At 60.0% G+C, this 16,621-nt stretch carries 12 protein-coding genes; 1 reads left to right on the forward strand and 11 read right to left on the reverse strand.

Annotated features, from left to right (window positions below; translation table 11 throughout):
- Positions 1 to 1,297: RHS repeat-associated core domain-containing protein (locus BK660_RS32990; RefSeq protein WP_259698503.1), on the forward strand; the 1,297-nt coding region annotated here is incomplete at its 5' end.
- A 92-nt stretch (positions 1,298 to 1,389) separates the two neighbouring features.
- On the opposite strand, the gene BK660_RS12665 is transcribed toward BK660_RS32990, so the two are convergent.
- The 11 genes from BK660_RS12665 to alg8 all read right to left on the reverse strand — a co-directional run bounded on the left by BK660_RS12665 (position 1,390) and on the right by alg8 (position 16,596).
- Entirely contained in the window at positions 1,390 to 2,841 is a 1,452-nt protein-coding gene (locus BK660_RS12665) for a mannose-1-phosphate guanylyltransferase/mannose-6-phosphate isomerase (protein WP_123433570.1), read from the reverse strand.
- Positions 2,842 to 3,055: 214 nt separating this feature from the next.
- Positions 3,056 to 3,709, reverse strand: coding sequence for an alginate O-acetyltransferase AlgF (locus BK660_RS12675; RefSeq protein WP_123433572.1), 654 nt, complete (start codon positions 3,707 to 3,709; stop codon positions 3,056 to 3,058).
- Between the two features lie 17 nt (positions 3,710 to 3,726).
- The gene (locus tag BK660_RS12680; protein WP_123433573.1) at positions 3,727 to 4,902 is read right to left on the reverse strand and encodes an alginate O-acetyltransferase; all 1,176 of its coding nucleotides are present in this window, start codon (positions 4,900 to 4,902) and stop codon (positions 3,727 to 3,729) included.
- A gap of 11 nt (positions 4,903 to 4,913) precedes the next feature.
- Positions 4,914 to 6,479 (reverse strand): MBOAT family O-acyltransferase, encoded by a 1,566-nt coding sequence (locus BK660_RS12685; protein ID WP_123433574.1) that lies wholly within the window; start codon positions 6,477 to 6,479, stop codon positions 4,914 to 4,916.
- A gap of 214 nt (positions 6,480 to 6,693) precedes the next feature.
- Positions 6,694 to 7,818: a mannuronate-specific alginate lyase gene (locus BK660_RS12695; RefSeq protein ID WP_123433575.1), complete on the reverse strand. Its 1,125-nt coding sequence runs from the start codon at positions 7,816 to 7,818 to the stop codon at positions 6,694 to 6,696.
- An 8-nt stretch (positions 7,819 to 7,826) separates the two neighbouring features.
- Complete coding sequence (locus tag BK660_RS12700) at positions 7,827 to 9,278, reverse strand: alginate O-acetyltransferase (protein ID WP_123433576.1); 1,452 nt, start codon at positions 9,276 to 9,278, stop codon at positions 7,827 to 7,829.
- A 10-nt stretch (positions 9,279 to 9,288) separates the two neighbouring features.
- Entirely contained in the window at positions 9,289 to 10,878 is a 1,590-nt protein-coding gene (gene algG / locus BK660_RS12705) for a mannuronan 5-epimerase AlgG (RefSeq protein ID WP_123433577.1), read from the reverse strand.
- A 26-nt stretch (positions 10,879 to 10,904) separates the two neighbouring features.
- On the reverse strand, positions 10,905 to 12,392 hold the full coding sequence (locus tag BK660_RS12710) for an alginate export family protein (RefSeq protein WP_123433578.1): 1,488 nt from the start codon (positions 12,390 to 12,392) through the stop codon (positions 10,905 to 10,907).
- On the reverse strand, positions 12,389 to 13,894 hold the full coding sequence (algK, locus tag BK660_RS12715; protein ID WP_311202905.1) for an alginate biosynthesis TPR repeat lipoprotein AlgK: 1,506 nt from the start codon (positions 13,892 to 13,894) through the stop codon (positions 12,389 to 12,391). Before algK ends, BK660_RS12710 begins: the two co-directional genes overlap by 4 nt.
- 15 nt (positions 13,895 to 13,909) lie before the next feature.
- Positions 13,910 to 15,079: an alginate biosynthesis protein Alg44 gene (locus tag BK660_RS12720; RefSeq protein WP_123433580.1), complete on the reverse strand. Its 1,170-nt coding sequence runs from the start codon at positions 15,077 to 15,079 to the stop codon at positions 13,910 to 13,912.
- Between the two features lie 35 nt (positions 15,080 to 15,114).
- Entirely contained in the window at positions 15,115 to 16,596 is a 1,482-nt protein-coding gene (gene alg8 / locus BK660_RS12725) for a mannuronan synthase (protein ID WP_123433581.1), read from the reverse strand.
- Between the last annotated feature and the right edge of the window lie 25 nt (positions 16,597 to 16,621).

Below are 16,621 nucleotides of genomic sequence, written 5' to 3' on the forward strand. Positions count from 1 at the left end.
GGTACGAAAAACTCGCTCGTTGCAGACCCATGCCCGAACCGTGGTGGCTGAAGTGCGTTACTTGCCGGGACTGGAATTGCGCACCGACAGCGGTACCGGGGAGGTGCGGCAGGTCATCAACGCGCAGGCCGGGCTCAATAGTGTTCGGGTGTTGCATTGGGAAACTGATCCACCGTCCGGTGTGATCAACGATCAGTACCGCTACAACCTCGTCGATCACTTGAACTCCTGCACGCTGGAACTCGCCGATGACGCGCGAATCATCAGTCGAGAAACCTATCACCCCTTTGGTGAAACCGCCTGCTCTGCGGGCCCGAACGATACCGATGGGGATTACAAAACCATTCGGTATTCAGGCAAGGAGCGGGATGCGACGGGGCTTTATTACTATGGGTTTCGGTACTACATACCGTGGTTGCAGCGCTGGCTAAGCCCTGACCCTGCGGGAACTATTGATGGTCTCAATCTGTACCGGATGGTTCGAAACAACCCGATAGGGTTGGCTGATGTCGATGGCCTCGCACCCAACAAGAAGGAGGAGGGCGTGGCTTCTGCCCGCCCGCCAGTTCCCCCACGGCCACCTTCACTTGCACCCGCAACGGTTAAGCCGGTTGTTCCACCCCGGCCTGCCCCACCTCGACCTGCCCCACCTCAAATGGGTCAGCCCTCGGCTACCATGGCGGTCGCGCCTAAAAGGCCGCCTCCTATCGTGTTACCAACGACGGATAAGTCAAACGCGGTGCTTCCTTCCTATGCTGCCGGTTCAATGACCGTGGGCTCACATCAATTGATGCGTGCTCCCTCGGGCAGCATCATAGTCATGAGGGGAGACAATCGTCCCCCCGGAAAAATCCGTGAGGTGGGTGGTTTTTTCCCCAGAGATAACAGAGGGCCCGAAATCAAACAGGAGTTCAAGAAGACCGTTGTGACCAAAACCATTAACGCCTTGGCCCGGGAACACGTTAGCAGCCCCAATGCAGCTTTTGTATCCACCGGCATGGGTGAAGAATCAGGAGGATACGGTGACACAAGAGCCTTCCTGTACCGAATGGAAATCCCGGACTTGACAGAGCGAGATATCAATGACCAGACGCTGGGGCTTGGGGCTCCCTTTAAGTTCACTCCCAAAGGACGATTGGACACCAGACTTTTGATGAGTGGTGACACGCTTGATCAGGCCAGATTCGTGGCGATGATTCCGGCCATGACACACGAGGTGACTTTTGTTACCCCGATTCCGAACGCCTACATCGTTGCTTCCAGGGAGGCGGGGAGCAATCAATGGGAACCTTTTTGACCATGATTGCCCCGATGTAAAAAGCCCCCGGCCAACCCACTGCGGATAGGGAACGCAGCGGGCTGGACGGGGGCTTTCATTTTGCTGAACGCTTACTGCGCGATGGTTTTCACCGACACGCCGCGCTCGATCGGGGTGGAGCGACCGTAGATATCTTCGAACCGCTCGATATCGTCTTCACCCAGGTAGCTGCCCGATTGCACTTCGATGATCTCGAGTGGAATCTTGCCCGGGTTGCGCAGACGGTGGACCGAGGCGATCGGGATGTAGGTCGACTGGTTTTCGCACAGCAGGAACACGTTGTCATCGCAGGTCACTTCAGCGGTGCCGCTGACCACGATCCAGTGTTCGGCGCGGTGGTGGTGCATTTGCAGCGACAGGCACGCGCCCGGCTTGACCGAGATGTGCTTGACCTGGAAGCGGCCGCCCATGTCCACCGAGTCGTAGGAACCCCACGGACGATAGACTTCGCAGTGGTTCTGGGTTTCGCTGCGGCCCTGTTCGTTGAGGGTGTTGACCATCTGTTTCACGCCTTGGACCGAGTCCTTGTGCGCAATCATCATGGCGTCCTTGGTTTCGACCACCACGATGTTTTCCAGGCCGATCACCGACACCAGTTTGCCGTTGCCGTGGATCATGCAGTTTTTGCTGTCCTGAATCACCACGTCACCTTTGGACACGTTGCCATTGGCGTCTTTTTCATTCACTTCCCACAGCGACGCCCAGCAACCGACATCGCTCCAGCCAGCCGTCAGCGGTACAACGCAGGCGCGCTGGGTTTTTTCCATCACCGCGTAGTCGATGGAGTTGTCCGGGCAGCAGGCGAAGGTGGCTTCGTCGAAGGTGATGGTGTCGGCATCTTGCTCGCTGCGTTCGAGGGTCAGCAGGCAGGTGTCGTAGATGTCCGGGTCGTGCTTTTTCAGCTCTTCTAGGAAGCGGCTGGCGCGGAACAGGAACATGCCGCTGTTCCAGAAATAACCGCCGGACTCGACATATTCGGTGGCGCGTTTCACGTCAGGTTTTTCGACGAAGTGCGAGACGCGGCTGACGCCTTCCGGCAACAGCGAATCATTGGTCGACTTGATGTAGCCATAACCGGTTTCCGGTTTGGTGGCCGGGACGCCGAACAGCACCATTTCGCCGTTTTCCGCCGCGACGGTGGCCAGGGCCAGCGCACGTTGCAGGGCTTTCTGGTCTTCCAGCACGTGGTCGGCCGGCAGCACCAGCATCAACTCGTCACGACCTTCATTGACCAGCATCATCGCGGTCAGGGCCACGGCCGGCGCGGTGTTGCGACCGAACGGTTCCATCAGGATGCGCTGGGCTTCGAGTTTGCGGTTGCTCAACTGCTCGTTGACGATGAAGCGGTGGTCCTTGTTGCACACCACGATCGGGGTGTCCATGCCTTCGAACACCAGGCGTTCCAGGGTTTGCTGGAACAGCGTGTGTTCGCCGGTCAGGGCGAGGAATTGCTTGGGAAACTGTTTACGCGAAAGCGGCCAAAGACGTGAGCCGCTACCACCTGACAAGATCACCGGAATCATGTTGTTACTCCTTTAAAATCGATTGGTTAGAGCTACGAACGTTCTGTCGTTTCACTCTTGTTCTTATTCCGTGTCCGGACTGACGCCTCGGTCTAGTGTGGGAGCGGGCTTGCTCGCGAAAGCGGTGGGTCAGTCAACATCATCGTTGAATGTAAAACCGCATTCGCGAGCAAGCCCGCTCCCACAGGGGAGATGTGTCAGTCAGGCAAATTGATTAGCGCGTCGACACCGGGCGTTTTACCCAGACTGGCGACAGGCTGCTGCCGTTGCCGGTGACGTACAGCACGGCCGCTTCACCGCGCTCCAGGGCAACTGGCTTGACGTCGCCGACTTTCTTGTCGCCTTCAAACAGCGCCAGGCTGACCTTCACCGGGTTGATCTCACGCTCGCCACGGCCCTTGGCGGCCACGCTTGGCACCACGTCAGTCTTGCCGTCAGCGGTTTTCAGGGTCAGCGGCTTGTCGCTCAGGTTCTGCAGACGCACCAGGGATTTCTGCTTGTTCTTGAACGGCGGTTCTTCGATCAGTTGCGGCGCACCGGAAGCGTTGTTGACCAGGGTGTAATAGTGGTCACCGGCCAGTTTCACCGGCAGGGTCTGGCTGCCGACCTTGGCGCTGTAGTCGCCGCCCGGCATGAAGCTGAAGTCGGTGCTGGACAGCGGTGCGACGTCGCTCAGGTTGGTGCTGCCGACGGTGGCGCTGACTTCAGCGTTACCGGCGTTATAGACCCGTACGAAGCTCGAGCCTTTTGGTGCGGTAGGACCGTAGAGTGCGGCGTCGCCAGCGAAGGCGTTCATCGACAACACGCTGAAGGTCGCGGCCAAAGCAAAAGTCTTGGCGAGACGGCGAGGAGTAGTAGTGAAAGTCATGGTAGTACCTCTCTCTTTCAGTTTTGCGCCCGGTCGGGCGTCTCGGATTTAGTGTTTGCGGCTACGTTTTGTTGGCGGGCGCCGGCTTCTTTGAGCTCTGCGACCCACTGCGGGTCGGCGTCGCCGATTTCGTTGTTCACAGGCAGATAGCGTTCAGGAAACTCCCAGATCAGCACCTGTGGCGGGCTGTTCTTGAAAGCATCGCTTTTCAGGTAGCTGAGCATCGGCAGGATCGGGCCGTGGCCGTCTTCGGCGTAATTGACCACGTCGCTGCGCAGGGCTTGTTTCAGTGCGCCGACGAAGTTCCAGTTCGGGTTGGCGCTGTAGCTGGTGCCGATCAGGGCCACCGGCACTTCGGTGTTGGCGAACAGGGCGTCGTCACCGGCCGGCTGATCACCAGCCGCTACGGTGTTGCGCTTCTGCAGCGGCTCTTGCGCCGGCATCAGGTTTTCGAACAGCGGGTCCAGCGGCAGGAACAAGCGCAGGTCGCCTTTGTGCGTGACTTTCTCCGCAGGTTCAGTGACGAAGTTTTGTGGCTCGCCGCTCAGCGGGAGTTTGTCGGCGATGGTTTTCGCCAGGGTCTCGGCAGCGACTTGTGCGCCTTCCGGGGTCCAGTGGGTGTCGGTGCGCAGGAACACTTGCTGACCGTTCTGCTTGGCCTTTTGCAGCGGGCCGAGCAGGTCGGGGGCGAGGATCTTGTCGGCCGCGACACGGGCGTGGAAGTCCTGATAGAGGTTGGCGTGAATGCTCGAAGGCTTCACCTCACCCAGGTGTTCCGGGTACAGGCGGGTCTTGGCCGGCACGATTGCCATCACCAGTTGCACGCCTTGCTCTTTCAAGGTCTGGCGCACGCCTTCGACCAGCGCGTAGTTGCCTTGCAGGTTCAGCTCTTCGTTGACGATCGGGTTGAACTCTTCATCGCTGTAGAGCCACTGATCGCGGCCGAGCACGACGCCCGGACGACCTTCGTTGAACAGTTTGAAATCCAGCGCGGCCCAGAGGTTGGTGCCCAGGCGCTTGATCGGAAACTCGTCGTCGTAGTGCGTCTCCACGGCTTTGGTCCAGCGGCCGTTGAGCACCGTCGCCTCGGCATTGGTACTGAAGCCGAAGAAGCTGCGCGTGGACCACAGGCCCAGTGCCAACAGGGTCAGCAGGAACAGAGCGATGTAGAAGATGCGTAATGAGCGGGTCATGGTCAGATCCCTCAGAACTGGAAGTAAAGGAACGGCGAGAAGCTTTGCGCCGAGAGTTTGAAAATCGAAGCGATGAACAGCAGCAGCACCAGGGCGCGCATCACGTAACGCGACCAGTCAGCGGTCCAGTAGGCCGGTTGCACGGTGGCTTCAACGCCGACGGTGTAGCCCGGTTGGTGGATGCTGGCCGGGTTGTCGCCCGGTACGGCTTTGATCATTCCAGGGGTTGCGCCAGCAGGACCATCGGTCTCGACGTTGACGGCAGGCTTGGTCTTCTCGGGCGGACGGTTGGTGTAGAAATCACGGATGCCGAAGAACGCCAGGGTCACGTAAGCCACTACCAGTGTCGCTATTTGCAGGCCGGTGAGGCTGGCCTGGTTGAGTTCCGACAGCGACCATTCGCCGAAGCTGAACATTGCGCCGTACATACGGCCGGCGACGTGCAGGTTTTCCGAGCGGAAGATCACCCAGCCCATCACCACCAGCAGGAACGTCAGCGCCCAGCGGATCGGGTTGATGCTGCGCGGCGAGGTGTTCAGGCCCAGCGCTTTCTCAATCGCCAGCCACATGCCGTGCCACGCACCCCAGACGATGTAGGTGATGTTCGCGCCGTGCCACAGACCACCGAGCAGCATGGTCAGGAACAGGTTGCGATAGGTCATCAACGTGCCTTTGCGATTACCGCCCAGCGTGATGTACAGGTAGTCACGCAGCCAGGTGGAGAGGCTGATGTGCCAGCGACGCCAGAACTCGGTGATCGACTGGCTGATGTACGGCTGCTTGAAGTTTTCCATGAAGCGGAAACCCATCATCAAGCCCAGGCCGATGGCCATGTCGCTGTAGCCGGAGAAGTCGAAATACAGTTGCGCGGTGTAGGCCAGTGCGCCGAGCCAGGCATCGCCCGTGGTCGGGTTTTGCAGCGCGAAGCAGTGGTCGGCGACGACGGCGAGGGTGTCGGCGATGAAGACTTTCTTGATGAAACCCTGCATGAACCGCGTGCAGCCCTCGGAGAATTTATCCAGGGTGTGGGTGCGGTTGTTGAACTGGTCGGCGAGGTCGCGGAAACGCAACACCGGGCCGGCAATCAAGTGCGGGAAGATCGCCACGAACGCCGCAAAGTCGATCAGGTTGCGGGTCGCCGGGGTATCACCGCGATAGACGTCGATGATGTAGCTGATGGACTCGAAGATGTAGAACGAGATCCCGATCGGCAACAGCACGTGGGTCAGGATGAACGGCGACAGGCCGACCGACGTCATCATGGCGTTGATGCTGTCGACGCCGAAGTTGGCGTACTTGAAGTAGCCCAGGATGCACAGGTCGACGGCGACGCCGAGCAGCAGCCAGCGCTGGGCCGGTTTGGTCCGCACGCCCGCGGCACCGACTTTGAGGCCGATCCAGTAGTTCCACAGCGTGACGGCGGCGAACAGCGCGAGGAAGTCCACACGCCACCAGGCATAGAACACATAGCTGGCGATCAGCAGCAGCAGGTTGCGATAGCGTATTCCGCTCAAGTAGTACAAGCCGAGAAAGATCGGCAAGAACAGAAACAGGAACACATTGGATGAAAATACCATCCCGATCTCTCCATGTTTAACCAACAGTCAAGGGCCAACGGCCCCCCCAAACCCCCCATGAAAAATCGGGGGACACATCACACAAAATTCATGTCTTGCACTGACCTGTGGGAGCGGGCTTGCTCGCGAAAGCGGTGTGTCAGTCGACATCATTGGTGAATGTCAGACCGCATTCGCGAGCAAGCCCGCTCCCACAGGGGATTTGTGTCTGGCGCTAGGAACCCTTGTTGCCTTTTTCATTGGCCGGGTCGAAGACCTTGGTCAAATCCCCACCGAGGCGGAAGGTCTTGAACGGCTGCATCTTGTGTTTCTGTTGCAGCACATCCGGTGCGCAGGTGTAGAGCGTGCAGAACGGTTCGAGCCAGGCGAATTTCGAGTCGATCTTGAGATCGGTCATGTCCTGTTCCTTGCCGTTCTTCTTCTCGAAGATGTCCGGGTCTTTAATCCCGGCGAGCACCTGATCACCCAGGCGTTTCAGCGCGCCGTTGTTTTCCTGGCGCAAGTCCACACCGTTGACCTGCGCGAAACTGGCGATCATCGCCAATGGCGGCAGGGCGTAGTTGTGGTAGGCGAGGGCGCGTTGCTGGCGCTTGAGTTCGTTCGGCAGGAAACCCTGCGCGTCGACCTGATTGGCGCCGACCTTGTATTCCTTCACGGCCCAGTCAAACAGGTCGCGGCGGTTGGTCGCGACCGACGTGGCCATCACCGACCAGGCCGCCCAGTACGAGTGATTGTTGGTTTGCTCAAGCGGCAGGTTGTCCCAGTCGCTGACCACCTGATCGGCCATTTTGCTGAACCAGGCTTCGATCATCTGCGACTCTTGCTGATGGTTGGCCAGCGGATGCGAGTCGGAGAACTTCAGGCGGATGTACGACGACGCCATGCTGCCCAGTGCCCATTTGCGCATGGACTTGCCGGTGTGGTTGAAGTCCTTGGACATCAACGCATCGGCCTTGGCCCAGGCGGTGAGCCAGGTCAGCGTGCATTCGAGTTGTTCCGGGCGACCGTCACGCATGAATTGCATCACGCGCTTGCTGGTGCCGCGTTCGATCTTGGTGATGTCGGCGGTGCTGTCGCGGAAGGCTTTTTCCGATTGCTCGTTCAGGGTCGAACGGGCCTTGTCGGAGCCTTCGTATTTGCTGCGAAATTGCAACGAGCCGGTGTACGGCGTCGGCATCGCATCACAGCCTTCACTGCTGTCGCCGGTTTTGAGCTTTTCAATCGGCGCGAAGTAACCCTGTGGCGGACGCAGCGGTGCGGCCGCCTGGGTGGCACCGGCGAACATCGCCAAGGTTAACAGCGATGGCGCGAGCAGATTTTTCAACGTTCGGTTTCGCATGGCAGACCTCATTGCCCGGCCTGAGCAGTTCGCTGCTCAGCACTCGGGAACACGTTGCGTTTGCAGATTTTCGCTTCGACTTTTTGCGGCGCAGCACCCGGTTCTTCAGGGCCCTGGACTTCGACGGCCAGCAGATTCTGCGAGGCCCAGTCTTCGTCCGTGCGCAGCTCAAAGGCGAAACGCCCGTCGGTGTCGGAGGTTTCCGGTTTATCGATCTTGATGTCCTCGTGGCGACCGTTCATGTACCAGAGGGTGGCTTGCAGGGTTTTCACCGACGGATCGGCGAAGCGGATGTCGACCTGGTGGCTGCTGTTTTGCAGATTCAGGTTTTTGCTGTTGACCATCAATTCGTTCTTGCCCGGTTTCAGCGTGGCGCTGCCGGACATCTGTGCATCCTTGCCTTCGCAACCGTTGTCCAGCAGCGCCATCATCTGGCGGTAGATGGTTTCCTGGTCGAGGCGATAGAGCGGCGAGAATTCCCAGATCAGGATCTTTGGTGGTTTGGTCTGGAATTCTTCGCTGCCCAGGTACTGCAGCATCGAACCTTCCAGGCCACCGCCGGGGAACGCCACGTTGAGGATGTCGGCGCCGATGGCCTCTTCGAGGAAACCGGCGAAGTTGTAGTTCTTGCCACTGTGACTCGTGCCTACCAGGGTGATCTCCGGATTGCCGGCGTCGCTGAACAGATCGCCGTCGGCGGCTTCGCCCTTGGGCTCGGTGGTGAATTGATCCATGTACTGGATCGCGTAGCTGGTGCCACAGAGTTGACCGGCCATGTTGTGCAATGTTCCGGTCTTGCCCATGCGACCCGACCTGTGGGTCTCGAATTCACGTTTCGGAATACCGGCAAACGCTGGAATCTGCTTGACCTTTTCCGCGACGATTTTCGCTGTGCGCTGGGCGCCGTACGGCGTCCAGTGCTGGTCACCGCGGAAGTAGAAGTCGTGGGCAGGCAGGGTGTCGGGCAGCGATTCGTTGGTCAGCGGCGACAGGTCCGGAACCACGTAACCCATGGCGGCGAAACGCCCGAGCATGGTCTTGTAGTTCTTCAACGCCTTGTCGAAATCGTACTTGGCTTTTTCTTCCGGGTTGAGCTTGTTGCGGTTCACCAGGCCACGAGTGGGTTGATAAACAACAACGAGCTCCACGCCTTTGCTCTTGAACGCATCGTGCAGTTCTTTCATGCGTTTGTAGCCGGCGGGGGAGGTGTCGAATTCGGTGCGCAAGTCTTCTTGCGTACGGAACAGCCAGTCGCCCTGAGCCTGCACCAGGGTGGTGAAGTTTTGCTGATAACGCGTGGTGTAATTCTTCGCGTCATGGGCTTCTGGGCACAGGTTGCAGCACGGTTCGGCCGCAAACTTCGGCGCTGGGGCCTCATCGGCACGAACACCGCCGCTGGCCGCGAGAATGCCGGCGGTCAGGGCCGACAGGCTGAGTAATTTGATCAAGTGTGGGTGCATAAAATTATCCTCAGTCCCGCATTTCGGTCTGGCGTTCGACAGGGTCGATCAGCACGGCTTTCTGCTGGCGCACCAGCAGGTCGAGAATTTCATCCTGACGCTCGCCCAGAATCCCGCTGAAGCTGATGCCGCTGGATTTGGTCGGGGCGAGCATGGACACGCGATACAACTCGACGCTCAGCGGCGAGTCGATGGACAGCGGGCCACTGCCGTTGCCGGCCAGTTCACCGCCGACCACGATCAGCGACACTTCGGCGTCGAACGGGTCGAGCTTGATGTCGCGGTCGGTGTCGCTCAGGTCTTTGATGTGGCCGTAGACGCCGGTCAGGCCGTTGGCCAGGGACAGGTTTTCGTAGAGGCGGATGTTCACGCTGTTACGAATACGGATGCCGTGGCGTTTGTTGCTGATCACCTTGTTGCCGTAGATCAGGTTGTCGGCACTCTCGTAGAGGGTGATGCCGTCGGTGTGGTTCTTGTAGATTTCGTTGTAGGCGATCAGGTTGTTCACGCTGTTACGGTCGATCACCAGGCCCGACAACTTGTTGTCGTAGCTGCGGTTGTTGAAGATGAAGCTGTCGTTGACCTCGCGGGAAATAATGATCCCGTGCTTTTTCTTGGTCCCGTACACCGTGTTGTCGGCAATGATCAGGCCGTGGGACCGGTCATGCGGGTCGATGCCGTAGACGATGTTGTCTTTGTAGGTGTTGCCCTTGACCACGAAGTCGCGGGTTTCGTAGCAGTAGAAGCCGTACCACATGTCCGAGAACTCGGAGCCGACGATCCAGCCAGTCGGTTCAGGGCGCTTCAAGACCTTGGCCATGTTCGGCGTGTACTGGGAAATACTCACGCCGTAGGACTTACTGTTGGCGTAGCCGAAACTGGCGATTTTGCTGTTGGCGATGTAGGTCTCGGTGCCACCCCAGGACAGCAGGAACGGACGGAATTCCTTTGGCGACGTGAACGTCGCCGGGCCATTGTCCTTTTCTCGCCAGCCGGTGATTTTGGTGTCACGCACAAACAACTGGCCGTCGTTGACCAGGAACGAACCGGCCTCTTGGGACAGGCGCAATTCCTGGGTCTGCTTGTCGATTTCGAGGATGCCGTGACGGCCAACCACAATCGGCAACTTCGCCAGGAACACGCCGGGCGAGGTTTCGCTGAAGTACTGCTTGGGCAGTTTCTTCGCCAGGTCCTTGAGGTTCATGTAGCCGTCGTCGACAAAGATTGCCTGCGGGATACCGTGCTGACGCACCACCCACTCGGCCATCTTGTTGTCGCCGCCGATGAAGTCCTTCAGGGCGTCTTCCTGCATCATCCGGCGCACGCTGATCTTGCCGGCCTTGGTGCGCACGATTTTCGCGGCGATGGCTTCGGCGGTGTAGCCCGAAGTGTCCGGCAGTTTCGGCTTGGCCAGCTCCAGCGGCGCGGTCGGCGCGCTGCTGACGGTGTAGGTCTTGGCCTGTTGCAAACCTTTGGCAAGGGTCGCCGGTTGCCCTTTTTGCACGGGCACGACCGGTTCCACATTGGCGAAGGCAGCCGCGCTGGCCAGCAGCATCGCGCCGGCCAGCAAGGAGATCGAACCTCGCTTCGAATTGTTCATGTCGGGCACTCCCTTCGCGGTTCGCATCAGAAGCGCCAGATCACGTCGATGAATGCGCGGTGCATGTACGAGTCGACTTCCTTGCCGTACGCATCACCCGGCTTGAACACACCACCACGGAAACGCACGAGGGCCGAAGGCTCGTCGATCGACTGGCTCAACGCCGCCGGCAACAGGCCTTGCTTGAAGTACTTGGTGACGACCAGGTCCATTTCCTGACCGAGGTCTTTTTCGCCATCGTTCAGCGGCAGGGACGTGGTGGAAAGAATTGCGCCAGTCGGGTCGTCGGTGTTGTTCTCGACCGCATTGATGCCGTTGCTGCCGATCGGCTTGTTGCCGTCGACGCGCCAGAATTTGTGGTAGATCACGCTCGCGTCGTATTCGTCGTTGAGCATCCACGAACCGAACAGGGTGGCGGTCTGCATGTTCTGCATTTCGCCACGGAAGGCTTCGCCGAAGCGGTGAACCCGCGAGCGGGTACCGGTGTAGTTCGAGCGGTTGCTTTCCAGGCCGTTCTGTTCGTACTCGGCGCTGGCTCGGGCATAGGCGGCACCGACTTGCCATTGCGGATCGAGGCGCAGACGCACGCCGACATCCGTGGCCCAGCCATTGAGGTCTTGACCACGTTTGGCTTCGGCCGGAGGCGTGCCGTCGGCGTTCAGCGGGTTGACCGTGTCGGTATCACCGCTCATGCCGGTGATGCTGCCCCAGTAATTGACCGTGTTGGTGTTGCGCCAGTTGTAGGCGTCGCTGTCGGCGGTCAGGCCCAGCCAGGTGAGGTCGCCGTTCTGTTTCTTGTCCAGCGAATCGGTGGGTACACCCGGCTGCGGGTAGTCGAGCTTGCCGTTATCGTGGGTGTGATGAGCGCGAACGCCCGCCCAGTTGCCCGGTGTCCACTGATACTCGGCATCGGCGTAGACGTGCAGGCGATCCTTGTCTTTTGGAGCCAGCTCCGTGAGGTCGGTGCGGTACTCGCTGAAGCGTTCGGCGACACCCATGTTGGCGCGCAACAGGGTGGTGTCGAAGGTCCAGTTCAGGGCTTCGATGTTGGTGTCGCGCCATTGGCCGTCGGTGTTGTGCAGGCGTTGGCGACCGAGCTTGAGCATCTCGCCGGGATACGGCGTGAGGCCGCTGTAGCCGACCCAGAATTCGCGCATGGCCAGGTAGTTTTTCTTGGTCTTGCGATCATCGTTGGTGGTCGGCGTGGTGCCATCGCCGGCGGTCCCTTGCAAGGTGTCCGTCTCGATGATGTCGGTGGCGGTCACGGCCTGGCCCATGGCGTAGGCGCTCCACGCGCCGCTTTCGCCGTAGATCCATGGACGCAGGTCGAGACCGACGCCGTTGACGTCGCCGCCGCTCTGGGTGCCGAGGTCGCTGTCGTCTTCGGACTGGCCGGTGACTTTCACTTCGAGGCCGAAGTTTTTGGTTTCAGTGATCGCGGCCAGTGTCGGGCAAGACCAGATCAGCGCGAACGTGAGGCCGATGCCGGCCTTCATGAATGGATTCAACTTCATAGGGATTCCTCGCCGTCTTCTTCTTGCAGGGCATGCAGTTCCAGCGTGTTCTTGCTCAAGGACCCACGAATGGCCTGTTCTTGTTTCAACAGGCGTTGGGCCTCGGCGAGCTGGGCAGGCGGCAGTTGTGCTTCGAGTGTTTGCGCAAGCTCGGCGGCTTGCGGGGTATCCTGAGCCTTGGCCAACTGGCTGAAGACGTAAGCGTTAAGCGGGTTGGGCTTGGTGCCCTTGCCTTGGGAAAACAGCTGGGCGATGGCGAAGTCGGCGCTGTTCTGGCCGTTGCGCGCAGCGGTCAGCAAGTGATCCAGGGCTTTCTGCGAATAGACTTTGCCCAGGTAACCGCGGCGGTAGATCTGGCCGAGGTAGTAATCGGCGGCGACTTCGCGGCCGACGGCTTTCTGGAAATGTTCTTCGGCGACCTTGGCGTCGGCCGGGACCATTTTGCCTTCGTAGTAGAGCTTGCCCAGCAACAGTTCGGCGCGCGGCTGGTCGGCGGCGCGACCGTTGTCCAGGTACTTCATCATCTGGTCGACGTCACCCAGTTCAGGGAAGTCGTAGATCAATTGCGCGAGGGTGACCCACGACGCCGGGTAGCCCGGAGCGATAGGTTCGAGCAGCGACTGCGCAGTTTTCTCGTCGGTCTTGCCCAGGGTCGGGTCCGCGAGTACACGGGCGACGCTGTCGACCCGCTGCGCGGAGACGGTGCCGCGAGCATGTGCGGCTTGCATCTGCTTGATCAGCTCGGCTTGTAGCTCAGGCTTGGCCTGTTTCTGATAAACCGTGGCCAGTTCGACGTAGCAGATGTCGGTGGTGTTCAGCGCGGCTTTGCAGATGCTGGCGACTTCGTCCAGGTGCTGGTCGTAAGTGCCTTGGGTGCGATAGAGCAGCACTTGCGCCAGACCCGCTTCCGGTTTGCCTTCGGCGCGCCATTGGCTGATCTGCTTCTGCGCATCAATGTTCGGGAAACTGTGCGGGTATTGCAGGTACAGCATGGCCAGCGGGATCAGGGTGTTGCCTTCGCCATTGGCCGAGGCTTTTTTCAATAGGCCTTCGGCTTCGTGCTGTTCGGCTTCGGTAGAGCCCGGCTTGGCCACCAGCAGGCGACCGAGGCGAGCCTGGGCCCGCGGCGAAACGTCGGCCGCGGCGCGGTAAGTCGCCTCGGCCTGTTTGATCTGAGCCGGGTCGCGGCTGTCGACCTGGATATCGGCCAGGCCCACTTGAGCCTCGCTGTAGCCGAGGTCGGCCAGTTGCTTGTAGTTCTGCTGCGCGAGCGCAGTGTCGCCGCGCTTGAGGGCTTCATTGGCCAGACGCTGGTCAGGCAGGCCGGCGCAACCGGCCAGGCTGACTGCCAATGCCAGCGAGCAGAACGCGTAACCCATGTGGGAGCGGGCTTGCTCGCGAAGCAGGCGCTGCGGTGCATCAGGCAGACCGCGTTGTTCCCTTCGCGAGCAAGCCCGCTCCCACAGGGAACTCGGTGTTTTCAGGAAACTGATAATCGTCACAGGCATGTCCTCGACTTAAAGACCGGCAGCCATGGCTTTGTCGATCAGCCAGTTCAGGTTCGGGCCACGATCGCTGTTCACTTCTACCGGGCGACCGGCGAGGCTGCTGTCCAGGGCTTCGTCAGGCTGGATCAGTACGCGGATGTCGGACGACAGGTCGGCGCTTTTCAGGCTCGTGCTGCTGACGATCTTGCCGGTGCGGGTTTTGTCTTCGCCGGCGATCTGGAAGCTGACCGCAGTACCCGGACGCACGTCGCGGAACTGGCGATAGGAGAAGCGCGCTTCAACGTTGGCTTCGCTGTTGCGCGGCACCAGTTGGAAGATCACGTCGCCCTTGCTGGCGTACTGACCGTTGGCAACCAGTTGTTGGGCCACGGTGCAATCGCACGGCGAGGTCAGGGTCCCGGTCATTTGCTTGCCGAACAGTTCTTCAACCTTGGCCGGTTGCAGTTGGTCTTCGTCCAGATGCCCTTTGAGCACGTCGAGCATGCTGGTGCTGAACGTGGCGAGCGGGGCGCCTTTGGCGGCAACACCGTCAGCCTTGATCAGGCTCTGCACGGTGCCGTCGCGCGGCATGGTGATGTTCATGCCCGGCACGCTGACCAGGCCAGCCTGCGCATGGCTGACGAAGTACATGCCGTACACCGACTTGAAAACGAAACCGAAGGCCGCGACGCCGACGATGAAAATCCCCAGGCTGAAGGTCACTGCACGCAGACGACCGAAGGCGCTCATGCCGTGGCCGCCGTCCTTGACCTTGCGCGCCTTGGTGAAGTTGTCGCGCTGCAGGGTCGCCAGCACTTCACCCATGCTGACGATGTCGCCGGCCAGGTGAGAGGTGATCAAGTGGCGCAGGGTCGAAATGTCTTGCGGTTCGAGGTTCTGGAACTGGCAACCGGCACGGCCGGTCTGGCGGTCGAAGGAGCGAACCTGCAACTCCACGTCCATGGCCAGGCCGAGGTTGTCGATGACGAATTGCAGGCGAGCCTTGTACACATCACCGATCTTCAGCGGCAACTGACCGGCGTTGAACGCCAGGCCGCCAGCGGAAAGGTCGATCACACGGGCTTCAACCGGAGTCCGGTCCGGACCGAAGAAACGCAGCTTGGCCGGGATTTTCACTCGGGCGTGTTGGCGCTGGGCTTCAGATTCATGCACTACGTTGGCGTTGACGGCGGTATTCATAGGGGCGATTTCCTTGTTAATTCAATAGGGGCGGGTCAGACCATCATCAGCAGCACGGCGACAAAGATGCTGCCGGCGGAGAAGGTCATGGTCCGAGACGACCAGGTGTTGAACCAACGTTGAAAGCTGGCGAGATCACGGGTCAGAGAAGTGGGCTGGCGAGTCCAGGACTGTTGATCGAGGCGGAAGAACACATAGATCTTCACCAACGCGCCGACGATCTGGTTGTAATAGAGAATCGCCGGGTAGGCCGGGCCGATCCGGTGACCGGAAAGGGACAGCAGCAAAGCCAGGATCAGGCGGGTAATGCCGATCCACAGCAGGTAAACCAGGATGAACGCGGTGCCATATTTGAAGCTGGCAATCAGCGCGACCGTCAGCCCCAGCAACGACGTCCACATCGACACGCGCTGATCGAACAGCACCACCGAGGTGAACAGGCCGAGGCGTTTCATCCCCAGGCCCAGGGCGCGGGAGTTCTGGCGCAGGTTGTTGCCGTACCAGCGGAACATCAGCTTGCGACTGGCCTTGATGAAGCTCTTTTCCGGCGGATGCTCTACGGTGTTGATCGCGGCGTCCGGCACGTAGAAGGTGTCGTAACCGAGGCGCATCAGGCTGAACCAGCTCGACTTGTCATCACCGGTCAGGAACTTGAAACGACCCAGGCGCCAGTGTTGCAGCGAGTCGCTTTCCACGTCGGCGATGAATTCCGGGTTGGTGACCACCGTGGCACGGAACACCGACATCCGGCCGGTCATGGTCAGTACGCGCTTGGACAGGGCCATCGAGCACATGTTGATGTGACGCTGGGCGAAACGCAGCTTGTGCCATTCGCTCATGATGTAGCCGCCGCGCACTTCGCAGAACTCGTTGGTGGTCAGGCCGCCGACGTTGCCGAACAGCTGGAACCACGGCACGGTCTTGCGCACTGTGCCTTCGCCGAGCACGGTGTCGCCATCGATCACGGCGACCACGGCGCGGTCGTCCGGCAGGTGGCGGGAGATGGCGCGGAAACCATAAGCCAGGCCATCGCGCTTGCCGGTGCCGGGAATGCGCACGAAGTCGAGCTTGACCCGGTCCGGCGGATTCATCCGCGACCAGAGGCTCTTCACCAGCTTTTCATCGGACATTTCCACGATGGAGCAGACCATGGTGGTCGGCAGGCCGCAGTCGATCGCTTCACGAATCACCGAGGCGTAGACCTGCGCGGTGGTCAGCGCGTCGATACGGAAACTGGTGACCATCAAAAATACATGGGACGGGTCTGCCGCTTTGCCCAGCTTGCGCACTTTGCGCCGCAGGTGCGGGTAGACCACGTACAGGAACAGCATGCCGCGCAGAAAGTGCGTGGCACCCATCGAGTAACGCCAGATCCCGATGAAGCCGATCAGGAAAATGAAGTCCTTCGACTCGGAGTCGAACGTGGACGCAGGCAACGCCATGGCGATGCCCATCAATAAACTTAGGTAAAACAGCCAACCGGCGGCCTGAAGTAGGCCGTGCTTTAGCCTGTGCATAATCGGAATCCTAAAGTCAGTTGCA

The organism is Pseudomonas brassicacearum (assembly GCF_003732265.1).
GTDB lineage: Bacteria > Pseudomonadota > Gammaproteobacteria > Pseudomonadales > Pseudomonadaceae > Aquipseudomonas > Aquipseudomonas brassicacearum_D.